The organism is Haematospirillum jordaniae, from assembly GCF_001611975.1.
Taxonomy (GTDB): Bacteria; Pseudomonadota; Alphaproteobacteria; order Rhodospirillales; family Rhodospirillaceae; genus Haematospirillum; species Haematospirillum jordaniae.
Map to the genome: position 1 here is coordinate 243,856 of NZ_CP014527.1, position 12,640 is coordinate 256,495.

Genomic DNA, 12,640 nt, shown 5'->3' on the forward strand with positions numbered 1-12,640 from the left:
GCAAACTCCTAGTTCAGGGTCAGGTTCCGGTAGTTATCGAATCCCTGATAACTTGACGTTATGATGCGTTCCCCCTCGGTGAGACCCTCAAGCACCTCTACGGCGTCAACAGTTCGGCGACCAGCCTTGATAGTCCTTCGGGTAGCGGTTGATCCATCGACAACAAAGACCCAGTTGCCTCCGGTTGTTTCCCAGAACGCCCCCAGCGGAATTGTCAAAATGCTGTCGTTCTGCTGCGCCAGCTCCAGCCGACCGGTGATCGCCTGCCCCCGCGTGACACCCGGGAGGGAAACAGACGAGGCAAAATCAGCCTCAACCTTGAACTTCCCCTCCGTAATACGCGGGGAAATGCGCGTGACGGTCAACACTACATCGGCACCACCAATCGACCCAAGAACCCTCTGTCCAATCCGGACACGGTCAAGGTAAAACTCATCAAGCTGTGCCTCGACCTTGAAACCCTCGTTATTGTCAATCTGTCCTACGGATTGCCCGGCTGTAAGGTGCTGCCCCAAACTGACATCAAGGTGCGTAAGATAGCCCGTAATCGGCGCCCGCAAGGTCAGGGCATCAAGCTGTGACCTGGCAGTATGGATCGTTTCATCAAGACGGCGGGATGTCTCGCTGATGGAACGCTCGATCTCCTCAGCTTGCAACTTGGTACGCTCAAGCGCGCGACTTCGAATTTCAGAAAGAGCTGTCCAGTAGGCAAGATCCTCGCCAAGGCTTTTTTCCTTGGCTGCCGGGCTGACGCCTCTCTCCGACAACTGCTTCTGCATCGTATATGTCCGCTGCAACTGTTCGACCCGGTATGTCGCCTCTTTCAGCTCGGCTTCAGCGTTGCCGAGCGCCTGCGAGAGACTTAACCGGAGCGACATCTGTTGATCGAGATGATTGATCGCGTTGGATTCCTGCGTTGAGATCGACAGCTCCAGCGTTGGATTTGAGGTCCTGACAAGAGGAGCACCAACCTCGACATAATCGCCGGCACGCTGAAAGATCTCTTCAACACGTCCCTCCTGCACAAGGTCGAGATAAACGGTCTCCCGCGGCAAAATGCGGCCTCGCAGGGGAATGAATTCAGTGAAGGGCCCTGTTGTGGCTGTCGCAATCGTCAATCCTTCCGGTGACACCGCAAGGGTCGAGGCGGCCCGGCTTGACAGGACATAGAGAGCCACCAGACCGGCAACAAGCAGCACTGCCGTACCACTGACCATATAGGGCCAACGGCGACGACGCTGGACAGGCCGGTCGGTCGCAAGCAAAACAACCCTGCCCGGGTCTTCGTCCACCAGCTGATCACGCCAGAACAAGAGCCGCATGGTTGACCGCCTACTGTCGCAGTGCTGACGCTGGTTCGGTGCCAGACAGCCGGATTGTGTGGTGCACCATGGCCACCATTCCGATCATCATGACCCCGGTTGCAGATGCCAGAAATGGAGACGGACCCAAGGCGATTCGATGGGTATAACCACTCAACCACGAAAGAGCGATCCCGACCGAAACCGGTATTCCCAGGACGATACCCGCAATGACCGGCATCAAGAACCGCATTGAAAGATAAGCCGTGACATTGCTCCGCGTGGCTCCCAGCGCACGGCGGATACCGACCTCGCGACGCTGCCGGATTGACAGAAGCGATGTCAGTGCATAGACGCCCAAGCACGATGTGGCCATGGCAACAAGACTGAGAGCAAAGAGAGCCTGCTTCGTCTTCTCAAGAGGCCGATAGAGATCGGCAAGTCGGTCGTCCAGAAAACGGCCATTGAGCACGGCGTCGTTACAAATCTCCCGCCAGCGGGCTATGATCTGATCCATCATGGACGCATCCTGCGGATTGTCGAGTGCAATCGCTATAAACCTGCCGTTTCCACCGACGGAGAAGTAGACCATCCGTTCAAGAGGGGCATCAACCGATTTCATGGTCATGTCGGGAACCACCCCCAGAACCTCGAAAGAAACGGGTTCCTCCGACCATGTTGAAACAACTGTGGCACCAATGGCCGATTGCGCGTCCCGGAACCCGAGCGCAGGTAGAGCCGCCTCGCTGAGCACAATGCCCTGCACATCAGCCTGCCCGGCTGTGGGGTCGGCAAACAACCGTCCTGCTATTGGTTCAAGACCAAACGCCTCGAAAAAAGACGAATCTACCGAATTTGACGAAAAACTACTTGGCGCTGCCTGGCCTTGGTTCCTCAGTGACAGCATCGATGTACTGAAGTTCGTTGGCACAATCTCTGACAGAGATACAGAGCGAACGCCCGGAATGCGACGGGCCTCATCGCGAAATGTCGCCAAGGCTGAAGGCGGCAGGCCCGTTGCCCCCGCATCAATGATGAAAACGCCGGTTCCTGCAGCCTGAACACTACTGCGAACGGCAAAAGAGGTCTGCTCGGCGACAACAAGCGAGAGGACAGCGATGATGGTTGTCAGTGAAAACTGTACCACGACGGGAATCGTCTCCCACGTGACCTTTCGCTGCGGCATGTCTTGTTTGAGAGTCTCCACCGGAGACATTCGAGCTGCTGCATTCGCGGGCAGTATGACTGCCATGCCCGCCACAAGAGCAACGACAAGCGGCGGCACCAACAGGACAAGGAAATCGGACATACCCACCAGTACGGTCGCGCCAGACAGACCGGCAACAATCGGGTGCCCAGCCACAATGATTGCAGCAGCGAGCGCCATCGCTGCGATGGTTACCACAGTCCCTTCTCGAAGACTGCCAAAAACAACCTGAAGCCTGGTTGCACCGAACGTCCGACGCACCCCGTATTCAAGGGTTCGCGCCTCGGTACGGGACATCATCAGAACAGAGAAGTTAATACAGACAATCACTGTGATTGTTACGGCAATTGCAGCCAGAATGCCAAGCATCGTCCGGCTTCCTCCCGGCTTCAACTCACCGGCCGGAAAAGAATTCAGGTGAATCTCCGAAACAGGCATCATACCGAGGGCCGGTTTGACAACGGCCATCGCTTCCGGCGGCATGACCGGGGTTATGGCCAGAAGACCGGAAAGCCGGGATGCCATGTCCTTCGCTCCGACGCCATCCCTGAGCCAGAAATAGGTGTAGGCACTACCTTTGCTGGGACTGGCCAAGCGACTTTGCTGGTTCAGAGCCGTAAAGGGGCTTCTGCTGCTTACAAGGATATTCAGGTCAAGATGCGTATTCCGGGGGACCGGATCCAGAACCCCTGTTACCCGCAAGCTGTCGCCTGTATCAAGCTCAAGGACCTGCCCTACGGCATTTATATTCCCGAAGTATTTCTGCGCGGCTTCGCGGGTAAGAACAACACTGCCGGGTGCATCCAGAACAGTTGGACCGGTTCTTTCGCTCAGACCCAGACCAAAAGCATCAAGGAAGTTCGGGTCAACAACCTGGACTGTTTCTGAATACCGTGTTCCATGGCGCGCAATGACCAGTGTTTCACGCGACAGGCGCGTCACATCCTCAACACCGGAAAGTTGCCCGACGGCTTCGGCCAAGCGTAGGCTGACAGAAGGCAGTGGAATTGTTTGGGCACCAGGCGGTGAAATCACCATATGGAGACGATACGCCCGTTCGCTGTTACGGACCCATGTATCATGGGAAAGCTCCGCCCGGATCATCAGAAGGCACAAGCCGACTGCGACAAAACCAACAGCGGTTCCAAAAAAATTCACGACGACCGGAATGATGTCTCGTATCGCACTTAACCCGAAAAACTCACGCACCCGATTTCGCACTCCTGCCCCAAACCCCATAAAGAAATGTCTCTAAATAATTCAGAGCACTCAATTGCCCTATTATCAAAAAATGGCCGTATTGTGACGAGCACAGATATCTCCACTCACAACAGGCTTGCCCCACCACAAAACAGATGAAATCCTTCACCAGTGAAATACCTTGCCCGCCGACAATACGGGGAACAAAAACTGATGACTTCCTTGCAGGACTCCCTGTTCCAATCTGTCGTCAATGCATTGGAGCAACAGCGGCACCAAGAAGCCCTGCAATACCTGACAACGTTGATAGATAAAGAGCCACGACACATAGAGGGGCGACGCCTATTCGGCCTTCTCCTGTCCGGTTCAGGGCAACGAGAACAAGCTCTTCCCTGGTTGGTGGGCGCAGCGCAGGATGCCCCGACCCATCCTGTCCTAGGACACGAAGCCGGTGAACTTCTTCTGGCACTCCAGAAGCCGGGACAGGCTATAGCCATGCTGGAAACATACCTGCAACATCATCCGGGGAATGCTGCCGCTCATTTTTCGCTGGCCATGGCTTTGCGCAAAACCGGACAAACCGATGCTGCCATCACACACTATAAGCATGTCTTGGCCCTAGATCCAAGCAGTGGCCATGCGTGGTTCAACATTGGTAATATCCATCACGAGGAAGGACGCAAGGAAGACGCCATCAAAGCCTGGGAAGAGGCACTCCACGCTGCTCATCCATGTCAAGAAGCACTCTTCAACCTGTGTCTGGGACTGATTGACGCAGGCCGGATACAGGAAGCATCTGCCTTGCGCGGTACAATCAGCATGCTGATGCCTGATCATCCCCTGTGTGAGCGCCTTGATGCCGAATTTGCAGCAACACATGGTGATACGGTCGGAGCCATTACTCATCTACGTCTCTACCTTCAAAAGGCGCCGGATACGCCGGAAGCCCTGATGCGGCTTGCCCGGCTGGAAGCCAAGGAAGGCAATCTTGACGGTGCACGTGCACAGGCCAAGACATTGATCCGGAAAGTGGGCGAGACATGGCAGACGTGCGCCTTGACGGGTGAAATAGAGGCACACTTCGGCCATACTACACAGGCTAGGCTGGCATGGAAACGTGCAGCAGAACTACATCCTCTTGACTGGCAACTATGGAGCAATGCCCTGTTCCTCAGTCTGCATGACAACGAAGCAAGCCCCGAAGATGTCTTTCAGGATCACCGTCATTTTGGCCTGTTCTGGGAACGGCAGATCACGCCCCTCCCCCACCACATGGCAGCAGGTCTCAAGAAACGTCTGCGTATCGGGTATGTTTCACCTGATTTCTGCCACCATGCCATTAGCTTGTTTGTAGAACCGCTCTTTATACGGCATGATCGATCACAGTTCGAGGTTATCGGCTTCCATATTCCACGCCGGATTGACGAGACAACCCAACGACTGAGAGAAATGACGGACCAGTGGTACACCCTGCCACAAGACCATGAACAAGCTGCACGGTTGATACAAAAGCACCACATTGACATTCTGATTGATCTGGCCGGTCATACTGCGGGCAATATGCTGCCCCTGTTTGCTTGGAAGCCGGCACCCCTGCAGGTCAGTATGCTTGGTTACCCCGGAACAACCGGACTAACCCGGGTTGACAGCCGTCCTCTCTACGGCAATCCCCCCAAAAGAACTGATGAGCAGGAATACAGCGTGGAGCGCCTGTGGGATCAAGTAGGACCATCAGAAATTAATGCGCCAAAAGAGTGCTGGCGTCCAAGCCCCCTTCCTATGCTGCAACGGGGGTGGCCACTGTTCGGCTCTGTCAACAAATATATGAAAGTTGATTCTGAGACTCGACGCCTGTGGGGACGCATCCTTGATGTATGTCCAACGGCACGGTTGACTGTCATCGCTCCGGGAGCAGACAACCCGGAAACACGGAAAATCATTCTACATGACTTCGCTGCCGATAACTGCCCTGTTGATCGGATAGACCTGCGCGAGGAAATGCCTTTAACAGAGTGGTTCACATTCTGTCGAGGCATCGATGTTGTTCTCGATCCCCTGCACTATCGCGGCGGCACAACAACCAGACTCCTCATGGCAATGGGCGTCAAGATTTTGCGTCTGCACCAAGCTGATAATACAGAGGAATATAATAACCCTCTAAATGCCAAGAACCTAGACGACTATGTCAGGCTAGCCTGCAATCTGGTATCAGATCCAGAAAAGCTGGCAAGGCAAAGAGTGTACGATCAAGAGTGCGAAAAACAACATAGTGATCAATTACAGCGACATTATCTTGGAATCATAGAAACAGAGTTCCTCAGAAGTTGGGAGCAATACCACCGTACGGCTCCCAGCAACGTCTCAAGATAATTATAAGCAGGGACAGACAGGCTCAGACACGCCCATCAAAACGGAATATACCTGCCCCCTCTTCCGCGCCACCAGCCAACTGCCTGAAGGGTGCAAACAGCTCGCGCCCGGTACCAAAACGCTGATCCACAGGAGCAGATGGAACGGACCGAGCATGCAGAAGAGAGGGATCAACCTTCAGCTCCAGAACGCCAGCCACCGCATCCAGCCGAATGATGTCGCCATCTTGGACATATCCAATCATACCTGTATCTAGTGCCTCGGGCGTGACGTGAATGGCGGCCGGAACCTTGCCTGATGCCCCGGACATACGCCCGTCAGTCACCAGTGCAACCTTGTAGCCAAGATCCTGAAGAACCCCAAGCGGCGGTGTTAGCTTGTGCAACTCGGGCATGCCGTTGGCCTTAGGGCCCTGAAAACGGACAACACACACAACATCACGGTTCAACTCGCCAGCTTGGAATGCTTGCAGCATCGCCTCCTGGGAATCAAAAACACGGCATGGAGCCTCAACAACACGGTTCTCGGGCTTGACCGCCGATGTCTTGATAACAGCGCGTCCCAAATTCCCCGACAGCACTTTCAATCCCCCATCCGGGGCAAAAGGACGCCCAACCGTTGTCAGCACAGCTGGATCAGCGCTGTCACGGGCAAGATCCACATAAACCAGAGTACCATCCCGGAGTACAGGAGTCCGCGTATAGCGCTCAAGACCAAGGCCGGCAACCGTCATGACGTCCCCATGCAGCATCCCGTTTTCAAGGAGCTCCCGGATCAAAAACGCCATCCCACCTGCCTCATGGAAGGCATTCACATCTGCCTCTCCATTCGGATAAACCTTGGCCAGAAGGGGAATAATTGCAGACAGGTCGGAAAAATCTTGCCAGTCCAGAACAAGCCCGGCAGCACGCGCCATAGCAACAAGATGGAGGGTGTGGTTTGTGGATCCCCCTGTCGCAAGCAGACCAATCAAGGCATTGGTGATAACTCTCTCGTCGATAATTTCACCGATCGGAGCCATTTCCTCACCACGGGCCATAGCGGTTACGCGCCGCCCAGCTTCTTCCGTGAGGGCATGCCGCAGCGCTGTTCCCGGGGCAACAAACGAAGCGCCAGGTAAATGCAGCCCCATAATCTCCATCAGCATCTGATTGGAGTTGGCCGTGCCGTAGAAGGTACAGGTCCCCGGTGCATGATAAGCAGCCATTTCCGCAGCAAGCAGTTCATCATGCCCGACACGGCCGGAAGCAAACTCCTGCCTGACCTTGGCTTTTTCTGCATTAGAAATACCGGAAGGCATAGGACCTGCCGGTACAAAAATCATTGGCAGATGGCCAAAGCACAAGGCACCGGTCACCAGCCCGGGAACGATCTTGTCGCAAACCCCAAGCAACAAAGCGCCGTCGAACATATCATGCGACAATGCCACAGCCGTAGCCATGGCAATGACATCCCGACTGAACAAGGAGAGCTCCATACCCGCCCGCCCCTGGGTAATCCCGTCACACATTGCGGGAACCCCACCGGCAACCTGGGCAAACCCACCGGCTGACGCAACAGCCGCACGCAGAATCTGCGGATAGGTCTCAAAAGGCTGATGCGCAGACAACATATCGTTGTACGCCGTCACAATGCCTATACCCGGAGCCTCTGGCGCCATCAAAACCTGCTTTTGATGGGCTTCGCAAGCCGCAACGCCATGGGCAAAATTGCTGCAGCCAAGCTCCATGCGGCTAGGACGGGAGGCACCCCGGGCAGCACGCAGGCGCTGCAAATAAGCATGACGAGTTTCCCGACTGCGTTCAGCAATACGGCGGGTAACAGAAGCAATACCAGGATGGATAGTCATAACGTCCTCTGAAACAACACCAGAACCATATGCGTCAAGGGCACCAAAGGACCGTCAACGGACAACGCACACTGGCCTGCAGGGCACCAATTGGCAGGGAAGCTGACGGACCACCCGCCTCCATATCCTCCCACAGGCGGCGTTTGCTTTCCCCTGTTGCAAGCACAACAATAGAACGGGCATTCACCAGACGCCCGAGCGTGAGCGAGATCCGCTCCGGACCGCCAGGAATACCTATTGCAGGGACGCAAAACTGGCCTGCGGCAATGCCTTCAGCCGGCTGTGGCCATGTCGGCTCACCAGGGAAAAGAGAAGCAATATGGCCATCTTCTCCCATACCCAAGACAACCATATCAAAGGCATCATCAAAAGCCCCAAGAGCACGGTCTACCGATGCAATGCCCTCAGCAGGGGAGCTTTCCCCGGTATAAAGAGGAACCAGCTGCGCACGCCGGGCAAATGCTGTCAGCAAGTTGCGACGGACCATGGCCTCGTTGCTGCCGGCATCATCAAGACCAACCCAACGCTCATCCGTCAACGTGACAGACACCCGATCCCATGGCAGAACGGCCGTAGAAAGACATGACAGGAACTGTGCCGGCGTCCGCCCCCCGGGCACAACCAAAGAAGCCCAGCCACGGACTGAAACAGCATCCGACAGGGAATCAGCCACCAAGGAGGCTGCTGATTCCGCTAATGTCGTTGCGTCTGGGAAAACAGCCAAGGCTGAAGTCATGGTGTTGCTCATCGGTGCATCTCCGCGTCGTCATGCCACGATCTTAGATCACGTTCAATCATTGCAACAGACGCAGAAGGCCCCCACGTGCCCGCTGCATAAGGACGGGGAACCATATCATGGCGGGCCCAGCCATCGAGAATGGGCTCGATCCATTGCCAAGCGGCTTCAACCTCGTCACGCCGCATGAAGAGGGTAGGGTTGCCACGCACAACGTCCAGAAGCAAACGCTCGTAAGCATCCGGTGTTCTCTGCTTGAAGACATCGGAATAACTCAAGTTCAGGGGCGTCTCGCGGAACCGCATTCCACCCGGCCCCGGCTCCTTGGTCATCATGTGCAGCTTAATACCCTCATTGGGTTGCACCCGCACGACAAGACGGTTCGGTTGCAGGTCACGCCCGGCTGCCCCCGGGAATATGGAATGCGGAACAGGGCGAAACTGTATGACAATTTCAGACGTCTTCACGGCCAACCGCTTCCCGGTACGAAGGTAGAAGGGCATTCCCCCCCAACGCCAGTTGTGAACTTCGGCCTTCAGGCTCACAAAGGTTTCTGTCCGACTTTCGGCATCAACACCCGGTTCTTCCAGATAACCTGGTACCGCAACGCCACCAATTGCACCGGCCGCATACTGACCACGAATGGTGCGGGTCAAAACATCCTTGCCCTCAATCGGGGCCAGTGCACGCAGAACCTTGAGCTTTTCGTCACGCACAGCCTCATCGCTCATCCGAGCAGGCGGATCCATGGCAACCAGACAGAGGACTTGCAGCAAATGGTTCTGCACCATATCGCGCAGAGCCCCTGCCCGTTCATAATACCCGCTACGCCCCTCCAGCCCGACAGTTTCGGCAACCGTGATCTGGACATGATCTATAAAACGGCTGTTCCAGAGAGGCTCGAACAAAGCATTTGCAAAGCGCAGGGCCAGAAGGTTCTGAACCGCCTCCTTGCCCAGATAATGATCAATACGGAAAATTGCCCGCTCGTCGAAGACAGCCCCGACATCATGATTGATGGCAAGCGCAGATTCGAGATCGCGACCAATCGGCTTCTCAAGTACCACGCGGGAATCCTGCGTTACAAGCCCAACCCGGTGGAGATTCCGGCAGACCGGCCCAAAAAGATCCGGCGATGTTGCCAGATAAAAGACCCGAATGCTGTTGGTGCTGTCGGCCAGCAATGATACCAGCCCTGCCCAACCAGTCTCACCGGCCGCATCAAGCTCTACATACGCAATCCGGTCCAGAAAAGAAGTAACCGCTGCATGATCAAGATCTACCTCGGGCAAATAGCGCTGCAGGGCCTCAGACACACGGACACGATAGGACTCAGTTGACAGGGCTGACCGTGCTGATGCCACAATCCGGCTCTCAGAGTCAATCAGGCCATTGAGATGGCAATAGTAGAGAGACGGCAGGAGCTTGCGGAATGTCAGGTCCCCCGTACCACCAACAACAACATAGTCAAAACCGGGAACTGTCGGTTTACGCAACGCCTGACCAAAGCCAGATCGCGAACTGGCTATATCGGAAGAAACCTCTGCATTGGGGGGGCAGATTGAACCTGTTTTTGCCATATTCCTGCATCCTGCGTACATCCAGCACCATGGGCAGGACCTGCTCCTGCTCGGCCCTACCGGGGGTGAATGTAGGATTACTGCGCGACAAGAGCAAAAGAAATTGTCTCAACGCATGCTGTCAGGGTGAAGAACCAACGCCTTGCCACAACCAAACTGGCTGTGTAAACAGGCACTCAGGCTATCGTCATACCCTGCCCGCACCTGAACACCTTAAGGATCCGATCGTGACAATACCCGCACAACCCGCACAGAACATGGCTGCCAAACTGATCCCGGCTGGCGAGATCATCGCCCAATTGTCAAGCTTCGGCGTTGTGCCTGTTATCCGGACCAGCACACCGGATCTTGCCTTGACCGCCGTTGAATGGCTGCGTGAAGCCGGGATCAGGACATTCGAAATAACCATGACAACGCCAGATGCCATTTCCGTGATCCGGAAGCTGTCTGTGGCGTACCCCGACCTGCTGATTGGAGCCGGCACAGTGGTCTCAGCCGCCGCTGCACATGAGGTGATTGCAGCCGGCGCCCAGTATGTCGTGTCACCTTGGGTCGTACCCGAGGTGGGTGCTGTATGCAACGAACATGGAATTGCCTGCCTGATGGGCACCCTGACCCCAACCGAAGTGGCAAGCGCACTGTCAGCAGGGGCTACAGCTATCAAGATCTTTCCGGCCTCCAGCGTTGGCCCAGCTCACCTCAAGGCCCTGCGTTCTGTCTTCCCCGGCGTCCCCATGATGCCAACCGGCGGTATCGACGCCAGCAGCATCGGCGAATGGATCAAGGCCGGTGCCATATGTGTAGGAGCCGGGGGCAAGCTTGTTGACGAAGCGCTGGTACGCAAAGGAGATCGCGAAGCCGTCATGCAGGCCGCAAGACAGATCATGGCTGCATGCGAACGCACCCGGAATGAATTAGCCAGCTGACCCTACGGGGAACGCCTGATGCCATGTCCCTTAACCCAGCTGGCCAGTTCGAAAATCACCATGCCGATCAGCATCGCTGACACAAAATAAAGGGCATCTGTAAATCCGTAGCCTGCCAAGACAAGGGCCGGACCGGGACATATTCCGGCCAAGCCCCATCCTGCACCAAACATAAGGCTTCCAACAACAAGAGGTACATCAACAGCCTGTTTTGTCGGCAGGTAGAGGGCACAACCAGCCACTCCGCCCCCCCTACGCTTGACAAAACGGAAAGCAGGCCATGATACCCCAATAGCTCCAACCATCACCAAGGCAAGTGATGGATCCCAATTCCGGGAAATGTCAAGAAAGCCCTGTACCTTGGCGGGGTTAGCCATGCCTGACAGAAGAAGCCCCATTCCGAAGAGTATGCCCGACAGACAGGGCGCAAGGTATGCCATGCCTCACCCCCCTCGCCCGATGGGATCCAGAACAAAAACAACGGCCATGCCCGCTCCCATGAAACAGGCTGTGGCCACCACAGAGCGAACAGAGCAGCGAGCCAAACCGCAGACGCCATGACCACTGGTACAGCCAGATCCAAGACGCGACCCAAGACCAACCGCAAGGCCGGCGAGAAAAACAAGAAAAAGATTTTGTGAGGAAAAACGAGGATCAGGAGAATATCCAGACAGATTGGCGGCAAAGGCAGAAAACGCAAGCCCAGCAACAAAGGCTACTCTCCAGCCTCGATCTCCCTGACGGGGAGGCAGAAGTCCACCAATAATGCCACTGATACCGGCAATGCGGCCACTGAAAAGCAACAAGACAGAGGCGCCAAGCCCAATCAAGACCCCACCCGTCAAAGACGCCCACGGAGTGAAATGCTCCCAGTCCACAGCCAACTCTCCCAAGAACCTTCCCCTGACCCTAGCTTACCCCTATTATGCGATATCGCATAATTGTACGGTCAGGCCAGAACTACCCCCATGATTATCATCACATCATCCATCACTCTTGATGAAGATGAAATACAGGAAACATTCATACGGGCAACAGGACCTGGTGGGCAGAACGTCAACAAAGTGGAAACAGCTGTCCAGCTGCGTTTTGATATTGCCCACTCAACATCCCTGCCCGATTATGTGAAAAATAGACTCTTGGGCATGGCTGACCAGCGGTTGACCGGACGCGGTGAGCTGGTTATCACGGCACAACGTTACAGAACTAGGGAAAGGAACAGGGCTGATGCCCTGCATCGTTTAATAGAGCTTATTCGCGCTGCTTCTGTGCGACGCGCAATCCGACGCCCTACAAAACCATCACGGGCCTCTCAAGAACGAAGACTGAGCCACAAGATAAAACACGCTAACACCAAGAAGTTACGTGGACGCGTTATGCCCTGAAGCATCCAGGAACCGCACATGGCCTTTCTTGATTTCTCTTGTACCTCTAGCGACTGGAGGCTGTAGCCTGCATAACAGGTTGAAAC

10 protein-coding genes are annotated in these 12,640 nt (G+C 55.4%); 3 read left to right on the forward strand and 7 right to left on the reverse strand.

Going from position 1 to position 12,640, the window contains the following annotated elements:
* Positions 1-8: 8 nt before the first annotated feature.
* Positions 9-1,322 (reverse strand): efflux RND transporter periplasmic adaptor subunit, encoded by a 1,314-nt coding sequence (locus AY555_RS11175; RefSeq protein ID WP_066137325.1) that lies wholly within the window; start codon positions 1,320-1,322, stop codon positions 9-11.
* Positions 1,323-1,332: 10 nt separating this feature from the next.
* A complete protein-coding gene (locus AY555_RS11180; RefSeq protein ID WP_066137327.1) occupies positions 1,333-3,717 on the reverse strand; it encodes an ABC transporter permease in 2,385 nt (794 codons plus the stop codon).
* 204 nt (positions 3,718-3,921) lie between these two features.
* Here AY555_RS11180 and AY555_RS11185 point away from each other — a divergent pair, with 204 nt between their 5' ends.
* On the forward strand, positions 3,922-6,078 hold the full coding sequence (locus AY555_RS11185) for a tetratricopeptide repeat protein (RefSeq protein WP_066137328.1): 2,157 nt from the start codon (positions 3,922-3,924) through the stop codon (positions 6,076-6,078).
* A 22-nt stretch (positions 6,079-6,100) separates the two neighbouring features.
* Here the strand turns inward: AY555_RS11185 and edd are convergent, their stop codons facing one another.
* From edd to zwf, 3 genes are read right to left on the reverse strand one after another with little or no spacing between them, the layout of a single operon-like run.
* Positions 6,101-7,927, reverse strand: a complete 1,827-nt coding sequence (edd, locus tag AY555_RS11190; RefSeq protein WP_066137330.1) for a phosphogluconate dehydratase — start codon at positions 7,925-7,927, stop codon at positions 6,101-6,103.
* Positions 7,928-7,961: 34 nt separating this feature from the next.
* Positions 7,962-8,675, reverse strand: a complete 714-nt coding sequence (pgl, locus tag AY555_RS11195) for a 6-phosphogluconolactonase (RefSeq protein WP_066137332.1) — start codon at positions 8,673-8,675, stop codon at positions 7,962-7,964.
* Positions 8,672-10,243 (reverse strand): glucose-6-phosphate dehydrogenase, encoded by a 1,572-nt coding sequence (zwf, locus tag AY555_RS11200; protein ID WP_082812197.1) that lies wholly within the window; start codon positions 10,241-10,243, stop codon positions 8,672-8,674. Before zwf ends, pgl begins: the two co-directional genes overlap by 4 nt.
* Positions 10,244-10,470: 227 nt before the next feature.
* Here zwf and AY555_RS11205 point away from each other — a divergent pair, with 227 nt between their 5' ends.
* Complete coding sequence (locus tag AY555_RS11205; protein WP_322099098.1) at positions 10,471-11,169, forward strand: bifunctional 4-hydroxy-2-oxoglutarate aldolase/2-dehydro-3-deoxy-phosphogluconate aldolase; 699 nt, start codon at positions 10,471-10,473, stop codon at positions 11,167-11,169.
* 2 nt (positions 11,170-11,171) lie between these two features.
* Here the strand turns inward: AY555_RS11205 and AY555_RS11210 are convergent, their stop codons facing one another.
* Positions 11,172-11,609 (reverse strand): DUF6691 family protein, encoded by a 438-nt coding sequence (locus tag AY555_RS11210; protein WP_066137336.1) that lies wholly within the window; start codon positions 11,607-11,609, stop codon positions 11,172-11,174.
* Positions 11,610-11,612: 3 nt separating this feature from the next.
* Positions 11,613-12,053, reverse strand: a complete 441-nt coding sequence (locus AY555_RS11215) for a YeeE/YedE family protein (RefSeq protein WP_066137402.1) — start codon at positions 12,051-12,053, stop codon at positions 11,613-11,615.
* Positions 12,054-12,137: 84 nt separating this feature from the next.
* Between AY555_RS11215 and arfB the strand changes: the two genes are divergently transcribed.
* Positions 12,138-12,554 carry an alternative ribosome rescue aminoacyl-tRNA hydrolase ArfB gene (gene arfB, locus AY555_RS11220; protein WP_066137337.1) on the forward strand — a complete coding sequence of 139 codons (417 nt, stop codon included), beginning with the start codon at positions 12,138-12,140 and terminating at the stop codon, positions 12,552-12,554.
* The last annotated feature ends 86 nt before the right edge of the window (positions 12,555-12,640 follow it).